The organism is Streptomyces speibonae, from assembly GCF_984686075.1.
Window position 1 is genome coordinate 5,212,508 of record NZ_OZ480260.1, and the last position, 21,321, is coordinate 5,233,828.

Consider the following 21,321-nt stretch of genomic DNA (forward strand, 5'->3'; position numbering starts at 1 on the left):
GCCGTCATGACGGACGCCTTCATCGCACTGGACCACGTCGAGAAGGTCTTCGAGGTGCGCAGGAAGACCGGTTTCCTGAAACGGGAGCGGCGGCAGGTGCGCGCCGTGGACGCGCTGTCCTTCACGGTGGAGCGCGGGGAGATGGTCGGCTACATCGGCCCGAACGGCGCGGGCAAGTCGACGACGATCAAGATGCTCACCGGCATCCTCACGCCCAGCGCGGGCCGGCTGCGGGTGGCGGGGATCGACCCCTCGCGGGAGCGGACCCGGCTCGCGCACCGCATGGGCGTGGTGTTCGGGCAGCGTACGACGCTGTGGTGGGACCTTCCGCTCATCGACTCCTACCGGCTGATGCACCGTATGTACCGCATCCCCGACGCGCGCTACCGCGACAACCTCGAGCGGCTGGTCGAACGCCTCGACCTGGGCGACCTGCTGGACGTGCCGGTACGGCAGCTCTCCCTCGGCCAGCGGATGCGCGGGGACATCGCGGCGGCGCTGCTGCACGACCCGGAGGTGCTCTACCTCGACGAGCCCACGATCGGTCTGGACGTCATCTCCAAGACCAAGGTGCGCGACTTCCTGCGGCAGTTGAACGCCGACCGGGCCGTCACGGTGCTGCTGACGACGCACGACCTGCAGGACATCGAGCAGTTGTGCTCCCGCGTGATGGTCATCGACCACGGCCGCCTGGTCTACGACGGCGCGCTCGCCGGGCTGCACGGGGCGGGGGAGAGCGAGCGGACCCTGGTGGTCGACCTGGCGCGGGAGCTCCCGCCGATCGAGGCGCCCGCCCCCGCACGGGTGGTACGGGTGGAGGGCCCGCGCCAGTGGCTGGCCTTCCCGGCCTCGGAGTCGGCGGCCCGACTGGTGGCCCAGGTCGCCGCCCGCTACCCGCTGGTCGACCTGTCGGTGAGGGAACCGGACATCGAGGCGGTGATCGCGAGGATGTACACCGAGCGCGGCGGGACGCCCGTCGCCGAGCCCTCATAGCGGTGTGACGGAGACAACTCGTAGGCTGCTGGTATGACCGACGACGCAGCCGCACCGGACCTTCGTGCATCGGACGCCGACCGTGAACGGGTCGCCGACATCCTGCGGGACGCCCTGGCGGAGGGCCGTCTGGACATGGAGGAGTTCGGGGAGCGGCTGGACGCCACCTACGCGGCGCGTACGTACGGGGAGCTGGCGCCGATCACCCGCGACCTGCCGGGCCCGGGGGCGAGTGCCGCGCCCGCCGTCTCCCTGACCAAGGACCCGGAGCCGTCGGGCGACTGGGCGGGCCGGATCGTCGGCGACGGCGACGCCGGGACGTCCTCGTGGGCGGTGGCGGTGATGTCGGGCTTCCAGCGCAAGGGCCGCTGGACGGCCCCGCGCCGCTTCAACTGCTTCGCCTTCTGGGGCGGCGGCGAGGTCGATCTGCGCGACGCCTACTTCGCGGACCGGGAGATCGTGATCAACGCGGTCGCGATCATGGGCGGGGTGGACGTCATCGTCCCGCCGGGCGTCGAGGTCGTCGTGCGCGGCGTCGGCATCATGGGCGGCTTCGACCACCGCGAGGAGGGCGTCCCCGGCGAGCCCGGCGCGCCCAGGGTGATCGTCACGGGCCTGGCCTTCTGGGGCGGCGTGGGCGTCCAGCGCAAGCTGCCCCGGGCGGAGAAGCAGCGCCTGCGCGAGGAACGCCGCCGCGAGCGGCTGGAGCGCAAGGAGGAACGCCGCCGGGAGTTGGAGTCACGCGTCCAGGACCACATGAACTACCACGACGACCTCCTGCGCAAACGCTCCCCGCGCAGACACGAGGACGGCTGAGGGCCTGGGAGCCGCCGCTCAGATCACGACCCGCTCCTCCGTGACCATCACCGCCACCGAGTCCATGTCGATGAACCTGCTCTCGTCCGGGTTCACCAGCTTCTTGTAGTTATCCGAGGCGAAGAAGGCGTCGTGGGCCTCCCAGCTCTCGAACCAGATCTCCGTGAGACCGTCGTAGGCGGGGCCCGGGTACCCGTCCGCGGGCACCGGGTGGGAGACGGTGTACTTCCTCACGTACTGCCGCGCCTCCGGGATCGACGTGAACAGCGGCGCGTGGCGCTCCCGGTGGTACGCGACGAAATCGTCGCGGCTCATGCCGTCGATACGGTTGATCATGAAAGCGAACTTGATCACGTGCTTTTTCCTTCCATCGATGTCTTCGGTGACCTGGGGCGAACGTAAACGCTCACATCGACGTCAAGGGCAAGTCGTGTGACCCACTGCACGTGAGGGGAGCGGGATGCGGATCGGTGAACTGGCCGCGCGGACGGGAGCGAGCCGTCGGGCGCTGCGCTACTACGAGCAGCAGGGCCTGCTGGTCAGCGCGCGGTCCTCCAGCGACCAGCGGTACTACGACGAGAGCCACGTCGAGCGGGTGAAGCTGATCCGGACCTTCCTGACCGCCGGAATGTCCAGCAGGGCCATCGCCCAGCTGGTCCCCTGCATGACGGAACCCACCGAGGAGCGCGCCCGGACGGCCCTGACCTCGATGAACCGCGAGCGGGCACGTCTGTCCTGCGCCGTCGACGACCTGACCGCCGCCCGGGAAGCACTCGACCGGCTCATCGAGGTCAACCGGGACTTCCTGGCGAACGCGGCGGAGGGCACGGCCCGGGACTGACGCGCAGGGCCCGCTGCCGGCCCTACAGCTCCGCCGGAGCCCCGCCCTTCAGCGCGTCCAGGTCGAAGGCCTCCGCCATCCGCGTGTACCCCCGGTCGCTCGGGTGCAGGTGGTCACCGGAGTCGTACACCGCGCGGAACCGCCGCGGGTCGTACGGATCCCGCAGCGCCTCGTCGAAGTCGGCCACCGCGTCGAAGACATCGCCCGCCCGGATCTCCGTGTTGATCCGCTGCCGCACGGCCTCCCGCGCCTCCGTGTACCCCCGGTGCCCGCCGAACGGCATCAGCGTCGCCCCGACCACCTTCAGCCCGCGCGCGTGCGCCCGCGCCACCAGCGTCTCCAGCCCCGTCAGGACCCGCTCCGGAGCGATGGCGCCGGGCGTGCGCAGGATGTCGTTGATGCCGAGCACGATCACCACGGCCCTGAGGTTCGTGCGGCCCAGCACGTCCCGCTCGAAGCGGTGCAGCCCGCTGGGGTTCCCGGCCGGCCGGCCGAGCCCGTCGGCCAGCACCTGGTTCCCGCTGATCCCCTCGTTGACGACGCTGTAGCGGGGTACGTCCCGCCCGGCCGCGAGCGCCGCCCGCAGCCGGTCGGACAGCACGTCCGGCCAGCGGTTGTTCGCCCCGGTCGTCGAGGTGATCCCGTCGGTTAGCGAGTCGCCGAGGACGACGACCGTCCCGTCCGCCTCGTCGCTCAGCACGTCCAGCGCGGTCACGTACCGCCAGACCGAGCTGCGCCCGGTGTACGGCGTTCCGCTCACGTCCCGGGTGTGCTCGCCCTCGGCGACGTAGGAGATCTGCCGTGCGTGCGGGTGGAAGGTGACGGGGCCGGACTCGGTGGGGGAGTAGGTGGTGATCAGCACGTCCCCGTCGCGCGGCACCCGGATGCGCACCACGTCGCTGATCACCTCCCCGCCGGCCGGCACGACGACCGACGGGCGGCCGCCGAACGCCAGCGGCCGCATGGTCCGGGTGACCGCCGCCGCGGTGTCCGGGCCGGCGGAGACGGCGATCGAGGCGTGGGAGACGGTCAGCGGCGACTGCCCGTAGAGATTGGACAGCATGACCCGGGCACTCGTACCGCCGGCGCTGGTGTGCACCACGTTGCGCACGGAGCGGCCCGCGAGGCCCGTCAGCTCGGTGCCGGGCTCGCCGCCGACCGGGGAGGTCGCCCAGGAGGCGACCCACGTGCCGGTGGAGGCGGGTGCCGCCGGGTTGTTCCGGGCGCCGCTACCGCCGGCGAGGGTGTCGCGGCTCTTCGTGGCGCCGTCGGCCGCCACGCCGACGTAGATGGCGGCGGAGACCGCCATGATCGCGGCGACGACCGCGGCGAGCAGGGCGCGCTGCCTGGCGGGGGGCGTCACCGCGCCCCCGTCACGACCCCGGGTCATGCTGTTCTGTTCTCCTCGGGAGACGGGAGGGGAGTCGGATGTCCGATACTCCGATCCGATGAACCCATGATGAGCCATGGGCCGGTGGGGCAGACGGGAGGGACCCCTTGGACGATCCCACCGGAGCGTCACTCTCCGGACAGACGCTGGGAACTCCTGTTCCGTTCCAGGAGTCGGTCAGGAAGGGACAATGTGTGAGGGATCACCGAACGGGTGGAGTGGATGGAACGGGCTGAAACGGAAGATACGTCGGAAAAGGCGACAGCGGCGGGACCGGCCGGCCCGGCGGACCGGACCTCCGAAGGGCAGCATGCCCGCGCCGCCGCCTTCACCAACCGCGCGATGAACACCTTCAGCCCCGCGGACGAGGAGAAGCAGCGCGGCGTACGCCGGATGAAGCTCACCGCCACCGGCCTGCTGCTGTTCGTCGCCCTGGTCTACGTCCTCGCCGAATGGGCCTCCCACCGGGGCGCCGGCGCCTGGGCGGGCTATGTCGCCGCCGCGGCCGAGGCCGGGATGGTCGGCGCGCTCGCCGACTGGTTCGCCGTCACCGCCCTCTTCCGCCACCCCCTCGGCCTGCGCATCCCGCACACCGCGATCATCCCCACCAAGAAGGACCAGCTCGGCGTCTCCCTGGGCGAGTTCGTCGGCGAGAACTTCCTCTCCGAGGACGTCGTACGGCAGCGGCTGCGCGCCGTCGGCATCGGCAGCCGGCTCGGCGCCTGGCTCGCCGTCCCCGAACACGCCGACCGGGTCACCGCCGAACTCTCGACCGCCCTGCGCGGCGCGCTGACCGTGCTGCGCGACTCCGACGTCCAGGCGGTGGTCGGCGAGGCCATCACCCGACGCGCCGACGCACAGGAGATCGCCCCCGGCATGGGCAAGATGCTGGAGCGGATCGTCGCCGACGGCGGCCACAAACGCGCCGTCGACGTCATCGTCTCCCGCGCGCACGACTGGCTGGTGCTGCACGCCGACACGGTGATGGACGCCGTCCACGGCGGCGCGCCCGGCTGGACGCCCAAGTTCGTGGACCGCAAGGTGGGCGAGCGCGTCTACAAGGAACTGCTGCGCTTCGTCACCGAGATGCGCGACATGCCCACCCATCCGGCGCGCGGCGCCCTGGACCGCTTCCTCACCGACTTCGCCACCGACCTCCAGTCCGACGGCGACACCCGCGCGCGGGTCGAACGCCTCAAGAGCGAGATCCTCGGCCGCGGCGAGGTGCAGGACGTGATCGCCTCCGCGTGGACCGCCGTACGGTCCATGATCGTCTCGGCGGCGGAGGACGAGCGCAGCGAGCTGCGGCTGCGCGTACGGGCCTCACTGCTCTCGCTCGGCGCGCGCCTGTCGCTCGACCCGAAGATCCAGGGCAAGGTCGACGGCTGGCTGGAGAGCGCGGCGGTGTACGTGGTCACGACCTACCGCAAGGAGATCACGTCCCTGATCACGGACACGGTGGCGAGCTGGGACGCGGAGCACACGACGAAGAAGATCGAGGCCAACATCGGCCGCGACCTGCAATTCATCCGCATCAACGGCACGGTGGTCGGCTCCCTGGCGGGCCTCCTGATCCACACGGTCTCCCGGGCCCTGGGGGCATAGCGCACACCGGTGAGTGCACCCACCCAGGGGCGCGGGGAACTGCGCGCCCAGCCACGACGGCCCCGCAGAAGACCACGGCGACCGGCTCCCCCCGAGGGGCGTGGGGAACTGCGCGCCCAGCCACGACGCACCCGCAGAAGACCACGGCGACCGACTCCCCCCCCCAGGGGCGCGGGGAACTGCGCGAACGGCCACGACGGCCCCGCAGAAAACCACGGCGACCGGCTCCCCCCAGTGGCGCGGGGAACTGCGCGAACAGCCACGACGCGCCGTCGGAAGACCACCCACCGCAACCGGGGTTGAAAAGCGGGTGGGCGTGAGAACGCCCACCCGGGGGCACCCGACGAAGGTTCGCTTCGTCAGGGGAGCCCATGACCACCGCGCAGGAAGCCGGTGACCGCTGTCATGTGACGGGGCGGTAGGGGCGCTTGCCGGACAGCGGGCGATGACATCAGGCCAGAGGTCATTGAAAGTGCAACTACACTCTTGTTATAGGCTCTCATGTGCGTGAGGCTCACTTACTTCCGACCCGCACTTGATCTGGAGGTAGTGATGAAAGCACGCCGACGTGGGGCTGGAATGCTCCTTGGTCTGTCCTCCGCCCTGACGCTCTCCTTCCTCGGCGCGTCTCCGGCGTCCGCATCGAGCGCGACGTGGTCGCTGGAGGCGCAGGGGCAGGTGAAGTGTGTGCCGGGCGGGTACTCCTTCACCTGGGTAGAAGCCCCGGTGTCCGGAAGCTGGTCGACCGATGTCAAGGTCGGCATCCGCAACCTGCCGGGGCAAGGGTCCCAGGAGCTGGGCGGCTCCACCATCGCTCCGGGAACGAACGAGCCGGGCCCCGACGGTGAGCTGAAGGTCAACGGCTACGTCTTCATGTCCCTGGGGAGCGCTCCGCTCGGTGACTACACCGCCGAGATCTACGCCACCGACGGCACCCACACCGAGACCGACACGCTGACGCTCGCCTACAGGGAAAGCTGCTGACAGGCCCCGAAAGGCTCGTGAACAGGGGTGCCCGTGTGCGTCCGGCGCACACGGGCACCCCACTTGTGTGTCTCTTGTGCGCGTCGACTTGAGCCTGTGCTTGTCAGGTTTCCTCCTTCGAGTTATATAAGAAGTGCCAGGGCATCGCACAGAACGCACCGCAGAAAGGAGTGGACTGTGATGCTCATGCGTACCGACCCTTCCCCAACTCTCGACTTCGCTCGAGTCCGGGGAGGCCCCTATCGTGACTTCGACCGGCTCGCGCAGCAGGTCTTCGGCTCCAGCGCCGTCGCGCGCGACGCGGCGATGCCGATGGACGCCTACCGGTCGGGGGACGACTTCCTCGTCCACTTCGACCTTCCCGGCATCGACCCGGAGACCATCGAGCTCGACGTCGAACGCAACGTTCTCAACGTCCGCGCCGAGCGCCGTTCGCCCGCTCCCGAGGACGCCGAGACCGTGGTCGCCGAACGTCCCACCGGCACCTTCACCCGTCAGCTGTTCCTCGGGGACACGCTGGACACGGACCGCATCGACGCGACGTACGACGCCGGCGTCCTGACCGTGCGCATCCCGGTGGCCGAGCAGGCCAAGCCGCGCCGCATCGAGATCAGCGGCGGCGACAAGCGCAAGGAAATCGCCGGCTGACCGCAGTACCCCCCGTAACGCGTCCCGCAGGCACCGGCCGCACCCGCGCGGCCCGGCCGCGGGACGCGCGCATGCCCGTCCCGAGGCCCCGGAGAAGGAGAGGAGCCGTACAGATGACCACCCTGACCCCGCACAGCCCCGCGCTCACGAGCCCGGAAGCGGTGATCCCCGCCCCGCACCGCGACCGGCCGGCCCGCGACGACGGCTGGCGTGAACTCGTTGACGCGGTGCGGGAGTCGGGCCAGTACGCGACGTGGACGGAGGCCGAGAGCGTCACGCGGATCGTCCTGTCGGCCCTCGGGGGCCATGTCGTCGGCGACGAACGCGTCGACCTGGCCCGGGCCCTGCCCGAGGAGGCGGCGCGCGTGGTGGCGTCCCAGGTCCCGGCGACCCGCGGGCTCACGGCGGCGGAGTTCGTCGACTCCGTGGCGCGCCGTATCGAGGGCGCGACCCCGGCCACGGCCCGCTGGGACGTCAGCTCGGTCCTGAGCGTCCTGCCCGGCGTGGTGGGCGACGCCCTGGTGACCCGCATCCTGGCCCAGCTCCCCCCGGGCTACGCCCTCCTCTTCGGCCGGGCGGAACTGGCCCCGGCGGAGTAGCGGAGCACCCACCCCCCTCCGTCGATGCCCCCGCCCTCGCCCACCGCGCGCCGTCCGCCGTCAGAGGTACCCCGTGCGACCGCGGCCGCGCGGCGGCGAGGGCGGGCCCGGCGGCCCACGGCCCCGCGCCCGGGCCCCCACGGTTCACCATGGACGGGCCCCGGCCTGGCGTACCGGCGCCGGCCGGGACCACCCTGGACCTCACGGACCGTCCACGCACCGACCAGGGAGCCGCCCCATGACCATCCGCCGGATCATGCCCGACGTCCACGTCGCCTCGCAGGACGCGCTGGACTCCAGCAAGACCTTCTACGGCCTTCTCGGCTTCGAGCAGGCCATGGACATGGGCTGGGTGGTCACCCTGGCGTCCCCGGCCAACCCCACCGCGCAGATCAGCTTCTTCACCGAGGAGCGCACCGCCCCCGTGGTCCCCGACCTCAGCGTGGAGGTCGAGGACGTCGACGCGGTGTACGCGCGGGTCCGCGCCTCCGGCGCCGAGATCGTCCGGGAGATCGGGGACGAGGAGTGGGGCGTACGCCGCTTCTTCGTCCGCGACCCGAACGGCCGCGTCGTGAACGTCCTCACCCACCACTCCCGGTGAGTGGGCGCGCCCTCCCCGCACGGCCGGTCAGCCGCGCCGGTCGGCCACCGCCCACGAGGCGAGCGCCACGGCCCCCGCCGCCCCGAAGACCGCGGGCCAGGCCCCGACCCTCTTCGCCAGCGGATGCGACCCCGCGAACGCGGCGACGTACGCCACCGACAGCGCCCCCGCGGCCTTCCCGCCGGCCCGTTCCCGCCACTGCTGCGCGGCGACGGCCCCCGCGGCGGCGAGGACGACGCCGCCCAGCTGCCGCTTCCGGGTCCAGCGGGCCACGCCGTACCCGCCGACGAGCCCGCCCGCGGCCACCACCGAACTGGGAACCTTCGCCATTGCTGTCTGCCTCTCGCACGCGCCACGCCCGCCCGCACGGGCGGGCGCTGTCTCACCGGTCACCGAGGCTAACGCCCCGCCAGATCCCCGACCGCACCCGGCCACCGCCCTTAGTGCGTACGATCGTACGCATGCCGACGGACGACTACTTCGCGAACGATCCGCGCACCAACCTGGAACGCATGACCGCGGGCGACCTCTACATCGCCGACGACCCCGAGATCGCCCGCAGACAGCGCCACGCGATGCGGCTCGCCGCCCGCTACCAGGCCGCGTACCTCGAGGACCCCGACGAAGCCCGCCCGATCCTCGCCGAGCTCCTCGCCTCCGCCGGCGACGGCATCGACGTACGCCCGCCCCTGTACGTCGACTACGGCAGCAACCTCTCCATCGGTGCCCGCACCTTCGTCAACTACCACCTGACCGCACTGGATGTCGCCCGCATCACCATCGGCGAGGACTGCCAGATCGGCCCGGGCGTCCAGCTCCTGACCCCCACGCACCCCGTGGAACCGCAGCCCCGCCGCGACAAGCTGGAGGCCGCGCTGCCCATCACCATCGGCGACAACGTCTGGCTCGGCGGCGGAGTCATCGTCTGCCCCGGGGTGTCCATCGGCGACGACTCCGTCATCGGCGCCGGCGCGGTGGTCACCAAGGACATCCCCGCCGGCGTCGTCGCCGTGGGCAACCCGGCCCGCCCCGTCCGCACCCTCTGACCGCCCCCGCCCCCTCATGGCCACCGGACACACGGACCCGCAGCGCCGCGCCCGCATCCTCGCCGCCACCCTCGACCTGATCGCCGAGGAGGGCGTCGCCGGCGTCTCCCACCGCAAGATCGCCGCCCGTGCCCGGGTCCCGCTGGGCTCGATGACGTACCACTTCGCCGGCATCGACGACGTACTGCTGGAGGCGTTCACCGGCTACGCCGACCACGTGGTCACCGTCTTCGAGCAGCACCTCGCCGGCGTCACCACCCCCGACCAGGCCCGGGACGCGGTCACCGACCTCATCCACACCCTCTCCGAGGGCCCCGGCCGCGATCTGATCCTCACCCAGGAGCTCTACACCCTCGCCGCCCGCCACGAGCCCTACCGCGCCCTGTGCAGGCGGTGGATGCGACGCAGCCGCGACCTGCTGGAACGGCACTTCTCCCCGCCCACGGCCCGCCGGCTCGACGCCCTCATCGAGGGCCTCACCCTGCACCGCGCCCTGGACGACGACCCGCCCGACCGGACCCTGACCCGCGAGGCGGTGCGGCTGATCACCGGCGCGTGCGGCCGGGCGGCGGAAAAAAACTCCGGCGGCGATGTCGAGAACCCGCGCCGGGCTCCGTCCCAGGGGTGAACGCGACCACAATGGCCGCACCGCACCGAGGAGACACACCATGGCCAAGTACCTGCTGCTGAAGCACTACCGCGGCGCCCCGACCGCGGTGAACGACGTACCCATGGACCAGTGGACGCCGGAGGAGATCTCGGCCCACGTCCAGTACATGAACGATTTCGCGGCCCGGCTGGAGAAGACGGGCGAGTACGTCGACAGCCAGGCGCTCGCCCCCGAGGGCACCTGGGTCCGCTACGACGGCGAGGGCCGCCCGCCGGTCACCGACGGCCCCTTCGCCGAGACCAAGGACCTCATCGCCGGCTGGATGGTGATCGACGTCGACACCTACGAGCGCGCCGTCGAGCTGGCCGGGGAACTGTCGGCGGCCCCCGGAGCGGGCGGCAAGCCCATCCACGAGTGGCTCGAACTGCGCCCGTTCTACGGCGTGTCGCCCACCATCACGGAGTGACGCCCGCGATGGACGAGGCCCTCCTCCGCGGCCTCACCCCACGTGTCCTCGCCGTCCTCGTCCGCCGCGGAGCCGACTTCGCGGCGGCCGAGGACGCCGTGCAGGACGCGCTGGTCGAGGCGATCCGCGTCTGGCCCGCGGACCCGCCGCGGGACCCCAAGGGCTGGCTGATCACCACCGCCTGGCGCAAGTTCCTCGACGCGGCCCGCGCCGACACCGCGCGCCGCCGCCGCGAGGACCGCGTCGAGGAGCAGCCCGCGCCCGGCCCCGCGCCCGCGGCGGACGACACCCTCCAGCTCTACTTCCTGTGCGCCCACCCCTCGCTCACACCGTCCTCCGCCGTCGCCCTCACCCTGCGCGCCGTGGGCGGGCTCACCACCCGGCAGATCGCCCGCGCCTACCTCGTGCCCGAGGCGACGATGGCGCAGCGGATCAGCCGCGCCAAACGCACCGTCTCCGGCGTCCGCCTCGACCGGCCCGGCGACGTCGCCACCGTGCTGCGCGTCCTCTACCTGGTCTTCAACGAGGGCTACTCCGGCGACGTCGACCTCGCCGCCGAGGCCATCCGGCTCACCCGGCAGCTGGCCGCCGCGATCGACCACCCCGAGGTGTGGGGACTGCTCGCCCTCATGCTGCTCCACCACGCCCGGCGCGCCGCCCGGACCGCCCCCGACGGCAGCCTGGTGCCGCTCGCCGAGCAGGACCGGAGCCGGTGGGACACCCGCATGATCGCCGAGGGCGTCACGATCCTCCAGGCGGCCCTCGCCCGCGACCGCCTGGGCGAGTACCAGGCCCAGGCCGCCGTCGCGGCCCTGCACGCCGACGCGCCCACCGCCGAGGAGACCGACTGGGTCCAGATCGTCGAGTGGTACGACGAACTCCTCCGCCTCACCGACAGCCCCGTCGTCCGGCTCAACCGCGCGGTCGCCGTGGGCGAGGCCGACGGACCGCGCGCCGGCCTGGCCGCGCTCGCCGAACTCGACGACTCCCTGCCCCGGCACACCGCGGCGGCCGCCTACCTCCACGAACGCGACGGCGACCTGGAGACGGCGGCCCGCCTTTACGCCGAGGCCGCCCGCAAGGCCCCCGACCTCGCCGAACGCGACCACCTGACCCGCCGGGCCGCCCGCCTGAACACCAGCCTGCGCGGCTCACGGCGCACCTGACGGCGTACCCGATGGCGTCCCGGGGGCATATTCAATTGCCCCCGGACGGCCCCGCCGGATAGGAAGTCCGGATGCTGCGAGGAAGCAAGGTCGGGCTGCGGGCCCGCCACGAGGAGGACATCCCGGTCCTGCGGGCCGAGCTCTACGACGACGTGGTCAACGGCTCGCGGGCCGAGAGCCGCCCGTGGCGGCCGATCACGCCGGGCACCAAGGACCCGCGGCTCGTGGTGGACGACACGGTGGACGGCCACGTCCCGTTCTCCGTGGTGGAGCTGGACGGCGGCACCCTCGTCGGCACGGCCACGCTGTGGGGCATCGACACCCACAGCCGGGCCGCCCACATCGGCCTCGGCCTGCTCCCCGCCGCCCGCGGCAAGGGCTACGGCACGGACGTGGTCGCGGTGCTGTGCCACTACGGCTTCGTCGTACGGGGCCTGCACCGCCTCCAGATCGAAACCCTCGCCGACAACGCCGCGATGCTCCGCGCCGCCGAACACAACGGCTTCGTCCGCGAGGGCGTACTGCGCTCCTCGGCCTGGGTCCTGGGCGAGTTCCTCGACGAGGTCCTCCTGGGCCTCCTGGCCGACGAATGGAAGCAAGTCCCGGCGGTGTAGGCCCTGTTCGACCCGGGACCGGTCCCACCCGACGGCGCTACCATCCGTCCATGCCGTCTGACCGGATGAGCAGGCCCCCGGGGCCGGTCGTCGCAGTGGCCGCGTTCCACGCGCTGCTGGCCGCCGGCGCCCTGATCTTCGCCGTCGCCATGCTGATCGCAGGCGCGCCGGGGCTCGCGCTGCTGGGCCTCGTCGGCCTGCTGCCGGGCTCGGTGGCCCTGGGACTGTGGCAAGGCAATCGCGGGGCGCGGGTTGTGGCGATCCTCCTGACGATCCCGTCCCTGGTGGGCACGCCCGTGGTGTTCCTGCTGCTCGCGGTACCCGAGTCGTCCCGAGCGTGGTTCACCCGCGACAGCGCGGGCGCGTAGGACGACGCCGACGAGTTCGGCGACGACGAGGGCGACGAACCGCCGCCACCGCACCGCCGGGCAACGCCGCCAGCAGACCTGGTCCTCTGGTCCTCGCCGGCCCCGTCATCCGGCGTCACGGCGACGATCGCCACCGTCGGAGGCGGCGGCGACGGCGTGTAGACGTACGCCACGGCCAACCCGGGCACGTCGCCCCGGGGTTCGATCTCCTGTGTCGTCGGCCCGGGCGTCCCGTAGGCAACAAGGCATCGAGCACGCGCTGAATGACATCCGAGGTCAGTCCCTCGGGCACCTTGACCGGCCGCCCCCCGGAGGCCACCAGCAAGTGGGCGAGCGCCTGCCCGGCCGCCGCCTCCCACCGTGGACTCCACGACCAGTAGTGACCGGTCCCGGCCCGCCCTCCCCACGTGGCGATGGGCTCGAACGGGGGCGTCCTCTCAGCGCTCCACCACCTCCGCCCAGGACAGCGGCACGGCGTGACGACCGCCGACGAGCCGTCGCCGCACCGCATCCGAACTGAGCCGCACCACCTGCCACAGCGAGCAGTCGTCGACCCGGGCCGCCACAGGCAGATCGCACGCCTCGCACGCCAGGTTGGGCCCGTCGCCCCCGTCGAGGCCACAGCACGCACCGTCGTCCTTCCCGGGAATCAGCCGGGTCCCCCGGACATCACCGGGCGCGATCACGAACGCCCCGGCGGTCCCGTCGGACAGCGAGTGAACCGGCGCATAGATGCCACGCGCCTCCGCCTCACCCGGACCAACCTCGTCCCACCCCCGCCACGGCCCTCCCCACGGATCCGGATCCACGGCGAACGTCCCCGACTCCATCAGCACGGGAAGCTGAACCCCGTTGCCGTACGTCTGCCGGGCGTGAGGCGGAAGGGCGACCTGGGAAAGGGGAACGGTCAACTCGGCCCCGCACCCCACACACACAAAGACGAACACGGGCCCCTTTCCCCTGGGAAACAGGCGCATCGTCGCAGCTCGACGACAGCGGATGCCACCGTGTTTCCCGCCCGCCGAAAGTGAGAGCGGCCGACCAAGGGCTTGCTCCAACCGGGAACCTCGCAAGCGGCGGGCGGGCCTCTCAGCGGGAGCGGTACTGCGAGGGGCGCATGCCGGTCTCGCGCAGGAACGCCGTCGACAGGTGCTCGGGACTGGAGAATCCGCTGAGGGCCGCCACCTCTCCCACGGGCTTGCCCGCGTCGAGCAGGCGTGCCGCCTCCGCTATGCGCAGGCGCGTGAGATAGCGCCCCGGCGTCCGGCCGGTGGCCTGCTTGAAGACACGCAGGAGGTGATACGAACTCAGGTGCACCTCTCTCGCGAGCTCGGCCAGCGTCAGCCGCCGGTGCACGTTCTCACGCATCATCGCGACGACTTTGCGGACCCGCGGGTCCTCCCGCTCGGGCAGGCGGGGCGTCAGCTGCCCACCACCGGTCGCCAGATGGACCGCGAGGAACTCCGCTGCGCTGTCGGCGTACAACGGGTCCGCCTTCTGCTCAGCGGCCTTCGCCAGGGAGCGCATCAGGGAAGCGATCAGCTCGTCACCGAGGGGATCCTCCCCGACCGGTTCGGGCGCCACCGGGCCGAGACCGAACTCTGCCCTCACCCGGTCTACCGTTTCGCCCGGCAGGTGAACCTGGAGGGTGCTCATCGGGCTCTCGGAGGTGTAGCGAATGTCGGTGGGAACACCCGGAGTCGCCCTGCCGACACGTCCGGCCCTGATGGGGGCGCGCTGCCACCCGTGCGTCGTCGACCGGACGCTCATGCTGCCGGTACCGCTCGTGATCAACCAGAAATGGTGGGACGCGGACGCCGGCAGGGTGAGCAGTTCGACCGCTTCGGTATGCGTGAACCGCTGGAGGAGCAGCGCCGTCCAGCCCGCGTCGTCCCAGCTCGACAGGGTCCGGGTGACGTATGACGACATCTCCGGACCGTCGTAGCCGCCTGTGCCGAATCGCTGCTCCCGCGAGGAGCCCGGGCAGCGGTCTCCGCCGGGCCCGCGCGTCACGACTCGGACACGTCCACGTCCCGCGCCGACGAGGAACGTTCTGCGGCTTCGGCAAGTCCCGTGACCATGCGCTGCATGGTGCGCGTCAACTCGGGCGCAAGGAGGGCGTGGACGTCGCTCGACACGTCGTACTCCCCGCTCCAGCGAATCTCCACGCCTCCCTCGCCCCTCTCTTTCAGCGTGACGCGAGCCGAGTAGTTCTCCATGAACGGGTTGCTGGCGCCCTCATAGGCGAAGAGCTCGCCGGGCCGCAGCTCGGTGATGCGCTCGCTCGTGACGACGTCTCCCGTGCGGAACGCACGTACTGCCCCCACCTCGTCACGTCCGTCGGGCGAAAGACGCTCCGACGCGTCCGCGACGAGGGCGTCCACCGTCCCCCACCGGGGCCAGCTGCGCGCATCCACCAGCAGGGACCATACCGTCGACGCCCTCGCCCGCGAGTCCGCCGTGACGTCGTAGAACCCCTTCATGCCCATCACTTCCCTTGCTCCGAGCGACCTCGGCGAGCCGAGCCACGCTGTTCATGAGTCCCGAGGCGCGCCGGGAACGCGTTGCGTCGACGCCCCGGCTCGGAGGCCGCACACACGGCTGCCTGCCCGCCCGGTGCCGATCTGCTCCGGGTACACCCGCGCGCCCAAAGCTATGGGCACGGAACCCTTGCGGGAATGCGCGATATTGACGAGAACCTGCGCGAGATTGCGGCGCACGACGCCGACGGTGCCGGGGCGGGCCAACACGCTCGGGGGCGTAGTCGCCGACCAGAGCGCACGGGCATCACTGGAAGCGCGGGCCGACCCATCCGGGGCTGTGGGACCACCACGCGGCCATCCGTCGCGGTTGTCACGTCAACAACCGAACTCGGCAGCTCAGCTGACTCATGCGACGGCAGTGATCACCATGTCAATTTGACCGTTTTTACGCTGCTTGGCACGGAAACATGCCTTCTTCTGTTGGTTGCTCTCCCTGGAGGCGTCAGGGTCAGCGAGCCAACTGATCGGCTTTGAGTGCTTGCAGGAAGAAGGCCCAGGCGGAGTGGCCCACTGCGATCGCGGAGGTCTCGGCGTCCTTCGAGTCCCGTACATGTGCGCAGTCCTGGCTGATCGCGCACTCCACGCACTCGGTGCCGCTGCCGCCACTGTAGGAGGACTTGAACCACTGAGAGGCCGCTATCACCGTCACTCCTCGCTCAAACGCTGGATGAGCTCTGCCGACGACTCGAGGTCGTGTGCCTGGGCGCTCAAGTATTCGAACGCCAACCTATACCGATCCAGCTCCGGCTTCTTCTCCATGAACAGGCCGCCGCCGAGGATGTCGACGTACACCACGTCCAGATCGGGTGCTGGGCCACGCAGCACTACGAAGCTCCCAACAGCCGCCGCGTGAGCACCCGTTGCGAACGGCAAAATCTGCACGGTCACGTGCGGGCGCTTGGTCATGGCGAGTACGTGTCGCAGTTGTTGCTGCATGACCGAACGCCCACCCACCTGGCGCCTGAGTGCGGCCTCGTCGATGACGCACCAGATGTGGGGCGGCTCCTCGCGGTCCAGAAGTTCCTGCCGTTTCATGCGGATATCGACCATATGCTGTACCTCGCGCTCCGCGCAGTGCACCTCCGAGGCGCGGTGAACGGCTTCTGCGTATGCGCGAGTCTGAAGCAGGCCGGGAATGTACATGCAGGCATAGTGGTCCTCGCGTACAACCTCGTCTTCGAGGGTGAGCATGAGGTTCATGGACTCCGGAATGGGATCGGCGAGTGATCGCCACCATCCTTGGATCTTGGCGCCTTTAGCCAACTCGACCAAGGCCAGGCGTTCTTCGTCTGTAGCGTCGTACTCCCGGCACAGGGCGTCCACGGCGGGCCACTTGACGGCGCCTTCTTTCGTCTCGTAGCGGCTGAGCGTCGCCTTCGAGATGCCGACACGAGCGCCTGCCTCTTCCAAGGTCAACCCCTTTAGCTCGCGGAGTCGACGCAGGTCGGCGCCTAGTTGACGCCTACGGGTGGTGGGTCCAGCTGCCATGCCTATGGCCCTTCGTCTCGACGAGGTCGATCGTCGCCGCCCTGGGTGAGGAACGGCAAGGCGGAGTGCGCCGGGGGCGCGTACCGCGGCCGCGCGCTTCCATAGAAGCTCTATGAGAGTTCCATTTTGAGAGTTCCACTGCAACCCTAAGTGACCATGAAGCCACTCAGAGAGCAGATCGCGTTCAACGGCGAGACTAAGAGAGCGGGTGGGGTAGGGGAGGACTGCACCGATTGTCTTCCGCGCAGGGTGTGGCGACTGCCGTTCCTGGCTGAGGCTGAAGGCCTCGCCGTCCTGCGTCGCATGCTGCGGTTGCACCTGGAGTCTTGGGGGCTCTGGGAGCTCAGTGATCCGGCACAGCTCTGCGCAAGCGAGTTGGTGACCAACGTCATCAACCATGTGGGGTCTGGGACTCCGGCGACTCTTGCCGTCTCCGTGATGGGCACTTGGCTGCGCATTGAGGTGGAGGATCCGCACCCCCAAGCCCTCCCGATCCTGACCAGTGCGGAATCGGACGCCGAAACGGGTCGGGGAATGGCGCTAGTCGATGCCGTGGCGGACCGGTGGGGCGTCGATCTGACGACCGAGCGCAAGGTGACGTGGTGTGAGTTCCGTGCGGGACCCATGCCTGTCCACGCGTATGCCGCTGCCCATCGCGTGGCCCGAGCGACAGACGTGCTCGGGCTCTACGGCAGTGAGGTGAAGGCGCCGCAGGGGATCAACCTCAGCCGCCTGGGGGTGACGGTCGCGGAGGAGGCCGTCATCGACGTGATCACCGACCTCCTCCACTGGCTCCGCGTCCACGGCCGGGACCCGGACGACGTACTGGACCGGGCACAAAGGCTCTATGAAGCCGAGGCGGCTTAAAGGTTCGCGGCGAAGGATGCGGGTGGGTGACCGGCTGCCGGCATCCGCGCCTGAGGCTCAGGACCCAACGCCTGGTCCCCCTCGATGTTTGATTGAGAGCGGACGCGGTCCCCCCCCCGCCTGCAGCGGGAGGGGCGGGCACTGCGGGCCGTGGTCTACTCGAAAATGTTCGGGACGGGGATGCGATTAACGCGGCGATTGGCGTTCCATGCCGAGGCTACCGCCAAGTGAGCAGCCTTGAGACGGCCCTTAGTGCCGTCGTGGCGTGTGTTGTTGTTGGTGGCGATGGTCTGAATCTTGGCCCTAAAAGACGTGGGGTCACCTTGGCGCTTGAGCTTCTGCGCCAACTCATGCGGTTTCAGTTCAGGGTGCTTGGACATCACCGTCGCAATGCCGCCGATGGTGACGGAGTGCCAGGTGTCCGGCGTGCGGCCCCAGGCGTCCTCAGCAATGGTGAGTGACAGGTCCAAGATCTCAGGACCGTGCTCCATGACGATGCTGAGAATCCCCTTGATGCCACGCACGCCGTTGACGCTGCTGCTGCCGACCTTGAGTTGGTGCTTCTCCAGGACGGTGTTGGTGTCTTGGAAGAGTGGGTGTCCAGCCAGTACGCCGATCCTGAACTCGTCGTTCGCCCCAACCTTCGAGGACTCTTTGTTCTTGATGATGAACAACGAGGCCTCGTTGGCCATTGAGAGGCCGGAGTGGACTTCACATGTTACGGCCTGGACTGCCTGCCGAACCTCTTCCGTGGTCGAGCTCTTGCCCGCCAGAATAAGTTGGCAGGCGTAGACGCGGTGCATCCCATCCACTGCGTACAGGCCATCATCGCGCTGCGAGACGATCGGAGTCCCGAGCGCGGTGGGGACCAACTTCTCAGCGATGGTCGCCGCACGGGTCTTGTTGAGGTTGCGCTGCGCGCGGGGGTCGAACTTGACGGTCCGCGGGTCCACCTTGATGTATTCGATCGGGTGGTCTGGGATGTCGTAGCTGTAGTCCTTGGCGGGCAAGGTGTCTCCTCTTGTGTCAGCGCCCCAGTGGGGGCGACGGCGACACATGTCAGCTCCCGTATGCGGGAGACGGCGACTAGGCGGCGGTCACACTATCGGACAACTGGGCTGTGTCGGGTTGGAATTAACAAACGAGCACATTCGCTTCTGAGGTGAAGGTTGGGTGGCATCAGGGGTGCGGCGAACTGGGCTGCTTGTCTCCGTCTGCGGTGCAGTAGAACGCGAGTTGCCCCGGCTACAGCAAGTGACCAACTCCGAGAACCCGGCATGGTGGGACGACTACAGGGGGCGAACGGGAGACGGGCGCCGGGTGAAGCGTCAAGTGGTCTGTGATGCGGTTGGTGAACCTCACCCTTGCTGAGGGCCTGGCCGCTTCTTCAGGACTACGCGGCAAGCGGGGCGTCGTCGGTCCGGGCTGCGCCGCAACCGTTTCAGAAGTGATCAGCGAGTGATGTCCGGGAACGCCTCGGTGATGATGTCCAATAGTGCGCGAGCGCCCTCGGCGTCGAGCTGAATGCTTTGGCTGATCTTGTTGGGGATTGCACGGTCAGTGGAGCCGTACGTGTCTAGCTGAAGGATGCGACGACCTTCGATCGTAAATGCTCGATACCCGCACATGACCGGTCCGTGCACTTTCTGGGCGTCCGAGGGTACCTGCTGGAAATCTTCGATCAAGGCCATGCACAAACCATGCCATGTGCGTAGGAGGCTCTCAACTGTCCCGACCGCACCGTCTGTTCAGATCGCCCCGCTCGTTTAGGGGCATCCCGGCGGCCTCGAGTAGTCGGCAGGGGGCACGGCTGCTCACTGGAATGGGTGGGAGTAGGTCCAGGGACCACTCCTGAGGGGCGATATCGCTGGCAGCCTTAGACTGCACACATGGTGCAGAGCAGCGCGGCAGACGTCGACGCCTACCTGGCCGAGGCCCCCGAGGGGCGCAACGGTGTTCTCGTCAGGCTGCGGGAGCTGTGTCGGGGCGAGCTCGAGGGGTTCGACGAGGTCATGGCGTACGGCATGCCGGCGTATGAGCGGAACGGCACCGCGGAGATCGCGTTCGCGAGTCAGAAGCAGTACATCTCGTTCTATCTGATGCGCGGCGACGTCCGGGACGCGTTCGAGGAGCGGCTGGCCGGACAGGACATGGGCAAGGGGTGCCTGCGGTTTCGTCAGCCGGAGCGCGTCGACTTCGAACTCGTGCGAGATCTGCTGCGGGCCACCGCGGCCGCGCCGGGTGAGGCGTGCTGAAGGCCTCGCCGGCGACGGATTCGGTCATCGAGCGGGGCGAGCCGTCAGGTGCTGGTCCGTTACGCCTCCGGGGCAGGCCAGCGCGGCCATGTCCCAGTCCGCGCGCCGGGCTCCGGCCCGGTAGGCGCTGTCGTAGAAGGCGAGCACGGTGGCGCGCGGGTCTGGTGCGGCCCGGGCGTCGTCGTAGCGGAGCACGGCCAGATGGCTGCCGTTGCGCGCGACCCACCGGGCGGCACTCGGTGTGAGCGGCTCCTCCGCCAGCCCCGGGGGTTCCGGCGCCGTGTAGGAGTAGAACGCGGGCTCGGGGAACGTGTCGTCCCCGAACCAGAAGCCGAAGCTGATCACCTCGCGGGAGTATGCCTCGCGGGTGATCGGGTCGGCCTCCGTCGGCTGCTCGGTGTGCCGTCCGGAGAACCGGGTGTACGCAAGGTCAAAGGTGTGCCAGAAGTGGTGCACGGGGCTGGCCTTCCCCGAGAAATCTGCCGCGAACTCCTCCAGTACCAGGGCTACTTGGCTGAGGACTTGCCAGTAGCGGTTGACCTGCACGGGGTCGTAGGCCGCGTGTTCGGTGTCCTCGGCGAACGGCCGTGAGGCGTCCGGCAGGTCGAACGGATGGGGTACGGGGATGTTCACCCGGACACCCAGGACGGTCAGGGCGTCCAGGGTCGCGCGGCGGAACGAGGCCACGGACTGGCCGTAGAGCGGAAAGGACACCTCGGTGCCGTTCAGCGAAGCGGCGACCAGCTGATGGCGGACGAAGTCGAAGTCGATGGTGAACGGATCACCGTCGGCCCATCCCATCGGACGCGTGGTGATGCCGCACGCGGTGAGGTGGAAGGGCACATTCCACCAATGGTTGCGCCGTACGCTGGCGGCGAGCCGGATCTTGCCGACGACCTGCGCGAACCGGTGCAGGGTCTCCTTGCAGTCCCGCCATTCGGCGAGCGGAATCGGTGGGAAGAGCTCCATGCGCCTTCCTTCCTGCGTGGAGCAATCGACTGTGCGCCGGTGCCGGCAGCTCCTCCACTCCATGATGGTTGTCGCCCCTTGATGGGGCACGTCGGGAGGTACGGCCGCGGTGCTTGGCAGCGCGTGCGGGGGCCGTTGTGAGCGGGCGAGCTGATCACGCTCTGCGGTGTGACGGCTACGCGCGTGGCGAAGATCCCGGCGGGCCCGGTAGGCAGTGCGACATCGTGGACGGCTCCGGGCAGGACCGGCGCCGTCCCTGGCAGTCGACCGAAGGGATCCGTGGGCAACTGCGGGTTCATCCCGTGTGCCCGCAAGGTAAGCGCAGGGCGACTGGCCGCTCCCCGGCCGCTGCCCGCGTCGAGGTGTCACGCGCGGCGGGCCGCCCTTCCTTTGACGAGCCAATAACCATATAACCGAGGCTTCTTGTTGCTCAAACGAAGCGGGAGCCGTTC

At 70.0% G+C, this 21,321-nt stretch carries 26 protein-coding genes and 1 pseudogene; 16 read left to right on the forward strand and 11 right to left on the reverse strand.

Going from position 1 to position 21,321, the window contains the following annotated elements; translation table 11 throughout:
- Window positions 1-6 precede the first annotated feature (6 nt).
- Window positions 7-993, forward strand: a complete 987-nt coding sequence (locus AC5L3C_RS23500; protein WP_493650689.1) for an ABC transporter ATP-binding protein — start codon at window positions 7-9, stop codon at window positions 991-993.
- Between the two features lie 33 nt (window positions 994-1,026).
- Window positions 1,027-1,809 carry a DUF1707 SHOCT-like domain-containing protein gene (locus tag AC5L3C_RS23505; RefSeq protein WP_493650690.1) on the forward strand — a complete coding sequence of 261 codons (783 nt, stop codon included), beginning with the start codon at window positions 1,027-1,029 and terminating at the stop codon, window positions 1,807-1,809.
- A gap of 18 nt (window positions 1,810-1,827) precedes the next feature.
- On the opposite strand, the gene AC5L3C_RS23510 is transcribed toward AC5L3C_RS23505, so the two are convergent.
- Window positions 1,828-2,163 carry an EthD domain-containing protein gene (locus tag AC5L3C_RS23510; RefSeq protein WP_493650691.1) on the reverse strand — a complete coding sequence of 112 codons (336 nt, stop codon included), beginning with the start codon at window positions 2,161-2,163 and terminating at the stop codon, window positions 1,828-1,830.
- A gap of 106 nt (window positions 2,164-2,269) precedes the next feature.
- Between AC5L3C_RS23510 and AC5L3C_RS23515 the strand changes: the two genes are divergently transcribed.
- Window positions 2,270-2,650: a MerR family transcriptional regulator gene (locus tag AC5L3C_RS23515; RefSeq protein ID WP_493650692.1), complete on the forward strand. Its 381-nt coding sequence runs from the start codon at window positions 2,270-2,272 to the stop codon at window positions 2,648-2,650.
- A 22-nt stretch (window positions 2,651-2,672) separates the two neighbouring features.
- Here the strand turns inward: AC5L3C_RS23515 and AC5L3C_RS23520 are convergent, their stop codons facing one another.
- Window positions 2,673-4,040 (reverse strand): SGNH/GDSL hydrolase family protein, encoded by a 1,368-nt coding sequence (locus tag AC5L3C_RS23520; protein ID WP_493650693.1) that lies wholly within the window; start codon window positions 4,038-4,040, stop codon window positions 2,673-2,675.
- A gap of 222 nt (window positions 4,041-4,262) precedes the next feature.
- Between AC5L3C_RS23520 and AC5L3C_RS23525 the strand changes: the two genes are divergently transcribed.
- From AC5L3C_RS23525 to AC5L3C_RS23545, 5 genes are all read left to right on the forward strand, one after another.
- Window positions 4,263-5,645, forward strand: a complete 1,383-nt coding sequence (locus AC5L3C_RS23525; RefSeq protein WP_493650694.1) for a DUF445 domain-containing protein — start codon at window positions 4,263-4,265, stop codon at window positions 5,643-5,645.
- 579 nt (window positions 5,646-6,224) lie between these two features.
- Window positions 6,225-6,629 carry a DUF5980 family protein gene (locus tag AC5L3C_RS23530; protein ID WP_493650695.1) on the forward strand — a complete coding sequence of 135 codons (405 nt, stop codon included), beginning with the start codon at window positions 6,225-6,227 and terminating at the stop codon, window positions 6,627-6,629.
- Between the two features lie 180 nt (window positions 6,630-6,809).
- A complete protein-coding gene (locus tag AC5L3C_RS23535) occupies window positions 6,810-7,277 on the forward strand; it encodes an Hsp20/alpha crystallin family protein (RefSeq protein ID WP_493650696.1) in 468 nt (155 codons plus the stop codon).
- 113 nt (window positions 7,278-7,390) lie between these two features.
- On the forward strand, window positions 7,391-7,876 hold the full coding sequence (locus AC5L3C_RS23540; protein WP_493650697.1) for a DUF2267 domain-containing protein: 486 nt from the start codon (window positions 7,391-7,393) through the stop codon (window positions 7,874-7,876).
- A 238-nt stretch (window positions 7,877-8,114) separates the two neighbouring features.
- Complete coding sequence (locus AC5L3C_RS23545; protein ID WP_493650698.1) at window positions 8,115-8,477, forward strand: VOC family protein; 363 nt, start codon at window positions 8,115-8,117, stop codon at window positions 8,475-8,477.
- 27 nt (window positions 8,478-8,504) lie between these two features.
- On the opposite strand, the gene AC5L3C_RS23550 is transcribed toward AC5L3C_RS23545, so the two are convergent.
- Entirely contained in the window at window positions 8,505-8,807 is a 303-nt protein-coding gene (locus AC5L3C_RS23550) for a hypothetical protein (protein ID WP_493650699.1), read from the reverse strand.
- A gap of 131 nt (window positions 8,808-8,938) precedes the next feature.
- On the opposite strand from AC5L3C_RS23550, the gene AC5L3C_RS23555 reads away from it, so the two are divergent.
- The 6 genes from AC5L3C_RS23555 to AC5L3C_RS23580 all read left to right on the forward strand — a co-directional run bounded on the left by AC5L3C_RS23555 (window position 8,939) and on the right by AC5L3C_RS23580 (window position 12,747).
- The gene (locus AC5L3C_RS23555) at window positions 8,939-9,523 is read left to right on the forward strand and encodes a sugar O-acetyltransferase (RefSeq protein WP_493650700.1); all 585 of its coding nucleotides are present in this window, start codon (window positions 8,939-8,941) and stop codon (window positions 9,521-9,523) included.
- 16 nt (window positions 9,524-9,539) lie between these two features.
- Window positions 9,540-10,151 (forward strand): TetR/AcrR family transcriptional regulator, encoded by a 612-nt coding sequence (locus tag AC5L3C_RS23560; protein WP_493650701.1) that lies wholly within the window; start codon window positions 9,540-9,542, stop codon window positions 10,149-10,151.
- A 40-nt stretch (window positions 10,152-10,191) separates the two neighbouring features.
- Window positions 10,192-10,599 (forward strand): YciI family protein, encoded by a 408-nt coding sequence (locus AC5L3C_RS23565; RefSeq protein WP_493650702.1) that lies wholly within the window; start codon window positions 10,192-10,194, stop codon window positions 10,597-10,599.
- Window positions 10,600-10,607: 8 nt separating this feature from the next.
- Entirely contained in the window at window positions 10,608-11,765 is a 1,158-nt protein-coding gene (locus AC5L3C_RS23570) for an RNA polymerase sigma factor (protein WP_493653988.1), read from the forward strand.
- Between the two features lie 71 nt (window positions 11,766-11,836).
- A complete protein-coding gene (locus AC5L3C_RS23575) occupies window positions 11,837-12,379 on the forward strand; it encodes a GNAT family N-acetyltransferase (protein ID WP_493650703.1) in 543 nt (180 codons plus the stop codon).
- A 50-nt stretch (window positions 12,380-12,429) separates the two neighbouring features.
- Window positions 12,430-12,747 carry a hypothetical protein gene (locus AC5L3C_RS23580; RefSeq protein ID WP_493650704.1) on the forward strand — a complete coding sequence of 106 codons (318 nt, stop codon included), beginning with the start codon at window positions 12,430-12,432 and terminating at the stop codon, window positions 12,745-12,747.
- A gap of 181 nt (window positions 12,748-12,928) precedes the next feature.
- On the opposite strand, the pseudogene AC5L3C_RS23585 reads toward AC5L3C_RS23580, so the two are convergent.
- The 5 genes and pseudogenes from AC5L3C_RS23585 to AC5L3C_RS23605 all read right to left on the reverse strand — a co-directional run.
- Window positions 12,929-13,694, reverse strand: a pseudogene (locus AC5L3C_RS23585) (hypothetical protein); the annotation flags it as partial.
- Window positions 13,695-13,836: 142 nt separating this feature from the next.
- Window positions 13,837-14,676: a helix-turn-helix domain-containing protein gene (locus tag AC5L3C_RS23590; protein ID WP_493650705.1), complete on the reverse strand. Its 840-nt coding sequence runs from the start codon at window positions 14,674-14,676 to the stop codon at window positions 13,837-13,839.
- Window positions 14,677-14,756: 80 nt separating this feature from the next.
- Window positions 14,757-15,230: an SRPBCC family protein gene (locus tag AC5L3C_RS23595; protein WP_493650706.1), complete on the reverse strand. Its 474-nt coding sequence runs from the start codon at window positions 15,228-15,230 to the stop codon at window positions 14,757-14,759.
- 508 nt (window positions 15,231-15,738) lie between these two features.
- Window positions 15,739-15,933, reverse strand: coding sequence for a DUF397 domain-containing protein (locus tag AC5L3C_RS23600; RefSeq protein WP_493650707.1), 195 nt, complete (start codon window positions 15,931-15,933; stop codon window positions 15,739-15,741).
- Window positions 15,934-15,935: 2 nt separating this feature from the next.
- On the reverse strand, window positions 15,936-16,778 hold the full coding sequence (locus tag AC5L3C_RS23605; RefSeq protein WP_493650708.1) for a helix-turn-helix domain-containing protein: 843 nt from the start codon (window positions 16,776-16,778) through the stop codon (window positions 15,936-15,938).
- Window positions 16,779-16,934: 156 nt separating this feature from the next.
- Here AC5L3C_RS23605 and AC5L3C_RS23610 point away from each other — a divergent pair, with 156 nt between their 5' ends.
- Window positions 16,935-17,645, forward strand: a complete 711-nt coding sequence (locus tag AC5L3C_RS23610; RefSeq protein ID WP_493650709.1) for an ATP-binding protein — start codon at window positions 16,935-16,937, stop codon at window positions 17,643-17,645.
- Window positions 17,646-17,800: 155 nt separating this feature from the next.
- Here AC5L3C_RS23610 and AC5L3C_RS23615 read toward each other — a convergent pair whose 3' ends face one another.
- Both AC5L3C_RS23615 and AC5L3C_RS23620 read right to left on the reverse strand, forming a co-directional pair.
- A complete protein-coding gene (locus AC5L3C_RS23615; RefSeq protein ID WP_493650710.1) occupies window positions 17,801-18,655 on the reverse strand; it encodes a DUF6551 family protein in 855 nt (284 codons plus the stop codon).
- A 441-nt stretch (window positions 18,656-19,096) separates the two neighbouring features.
- Window positions 19,097-19,336 carry a hypothetical protein gene (locus tag AC5L3C_RS23620; RefSeq protein WP_493650711.1) on the reverse strand — a complete coding sequence of 80 codons (240 nt, stop codon included), beginning with the start codon at window positions 19,334-19,336 and terminating at the stop codon, window positions 19,097-19,099.
- Window positions 19,337-19,534: 198 nt separating this feature from the next.
- On the opposite strand from AC5L3C_RS23620, the gene AC5L3C_RS23625 reads away from it, so the two are divergent.
- On the forward strand, window positions 19,535-19,900 hold the full coding sequence (locus AC5L3C_RS23625; protein WP_493650712.1) for an iron chaperone: 366 nt from the start codon (window positions 19,535-19,537) through the stop codon (window positions 19,898-19,900).
- A 24-nt stretch (window positions 19,901-19,924) separates the two neighbouring features.
- Here AC5L3C_RS23625 and AC5L3C_RS23630 read toward each other — a convergent pair whose 3' ends face one another.
- Window positions 19,925-20,869 carry a DUF5996 family protein gene (locus AC5L3C_RS23630; protein WP_493650713.1) on the reverse strand — a complete coding sequence of 315 codons (945 nt, stop codon included), beginning with the start codon at window positions 20,867-20,869 and terminating at the stop codon, window positions 19,925-19,927.
- Window positions 20,870-21,321 lie beyond the last annotated feature (452 nt).

Bases quoted from the DNA above. Each gene is read 5' to 3' on its own strand.
- AC5L3C_RS23500 (WP_493650689.1), top strand. From the start codon at position 7: ATGACGGACGCCTTCATCGCACTGGACCACGTCGAGAAGGTCTTCGAG.
- AC5L3C_RS23505 (WP_493650690.1), top strand. From the start codon at position 1,027: ATGACCGACGACGCAGCCGCACCGGACCTTCGTGCATCGGACGCCGAC.
- AC5L3C_RS23515 (WP_493650692.1), top strand. From the start codon at position 2,270: ATGCGGATCGGTGAACTGGCCGCGCGGACGGGAGCGAGCCGTCGGGCG.
- AC5L3C_RS23520 (WP_493650693.1), bottom strand. From the start codon at position 4,040: ATGACCCGGGGTCGTGACGGGGGCGCGGTGACGCCCCCCGCCAGGCAG.
- AC5L3C_RS23525 (WP_493650694.1), top strand. From the start codon at position 4,263: ATGGAACGGGCTGAAACGGAAGATACGTCGGAAAAGGCGACAGCGGCG.
- AC5L3C_RS23530 (WP_493650695.1), top strand. From the start codon at position 6,225: ATGCTCCTTGGTCTGTCCTCCGCCCTGACGCTCTCCTTCCTCGGCGCG.
- AC5L3C_RS23535 (WP_493650696.1), top strand. From the start codon at position 6,810: ATGCTCATGCGTACCGACCCTTCCCCAACTCTCGACTTCGCTCGAGTC.
- AC5L3C_RS23540 (WP_493650697.1), top strand. From the start codon at position 7,391: ATGACCACCCTGACCCCGCACAGCCCCGCGCTCACGAGCCCGGAAGCG.
- AC5L3C_RS23545 (WP_493650698.1), top strand. From the start codon at position 8,115: ATGACCATCCGCCGGATCATGCCCGACGTCCACGTCGCCTCGCAGGAC.
- AC5L3C_RS23550 (WP_493650699.1), bottom strand. From the start codon at position 8,807: ATGGCGAAGGTTCCCAGTTCGGTGGTGGCCGCGGGCGGGCTCGTCGGC.
- AC5L3C_RS23555 (WP_493650700.1), top strand. From the start codon at position 8,939: ATGCCGACGGACGACTACTTCGCGAACGATCCGCGCACCAACCTGGAA.
- AC5L3C_RS23560 (WP_493650701.1), top strand. From the start codon at position 9,540: ATGGCCACCGGACACACGGACCCGCAGCGCCGCGCCCGCATCCTCGCC.
- AC5L3C_RS23565 (WP_493650702.1), top strand. From the start codon at position 10,192: ATGGCCAAGTACCTGCTGCTGAAGCACTACCGCGGCGCCCCGACCGCG.
- AC5L3C_RS23570 (WP_493653988.1), top strand. From the start codon at position 10,608: ATGGACGAGGCCCTCCTCCGCGGCCTCACCCCACGTGTCCTCGCCGTC.
- AC5L3C_RS23575 (WP_493650703.1), top strand. From the start codon at position 11,837: ATGCTGCGAGGAAGCAAGGTCGGGCTGCGGGCCCGCCACGAGGAGGAC.
- AC5L3C_RS23580 (WP_493650704.1), top strand. From the start codon at position 12,430: ATGCCGTCTGACCGGATGAGCAGGCCCCCGGGGCCGGTCGTCGCAGTG.
- AC5L3C_RS23590 (WP_493650705.1), bottom strand. From the start codon at position 14,676: ATGTCGTCATACGTCACCCGGACCCTGTCGAGCTGGGACGACGCGGGC.
- AC5L3C_RS23595 (WP_493650706.1), bottom strand. From the start codon at position 15,230: ATGAAGGGGTTCTACGACGTCACGGCGGACTCGCGGGCGAGGGCGTCG.
- AC5L3C_RS23605 (WP_493650708.1), bottom strand. From the start codon at position 16,778: ATGGCAGCTGGACCCACCACCCGTAGGCGTCAACTAGGCGCCGACCTG.
- AC5L3C_RS23610 (WP_493650709.1), top strand. From the start codon at position 16,935: ATGAAGCCACTCAGAGAGCAGATCGCGTTCAACGGCGAGACTAAGAGA.
- AC5L3C_RS23620 (WP_493650711.1), bottom strand. From the start codon at position 19,336: ATGGCCTTGATCGAAGATTTCCAGCAGGTACCCTCGGACGCCCAGAAA.
- AC5L3C_RS23625 (WP_493650712.1), top strand. From the start codon at position 19,535: ATGGTGCAGAGCAGCGCGGCAGACGTCGACGCCTACCTGGCCGAGGCC.
- AC5L3C_RS23630 (WP_493650713.1), bottom strand. From the start codon at position 20,869: ATGGAGCTCTTCCCACCGATTCCGCTCGCCGAATGGCGGGACTGCAAG.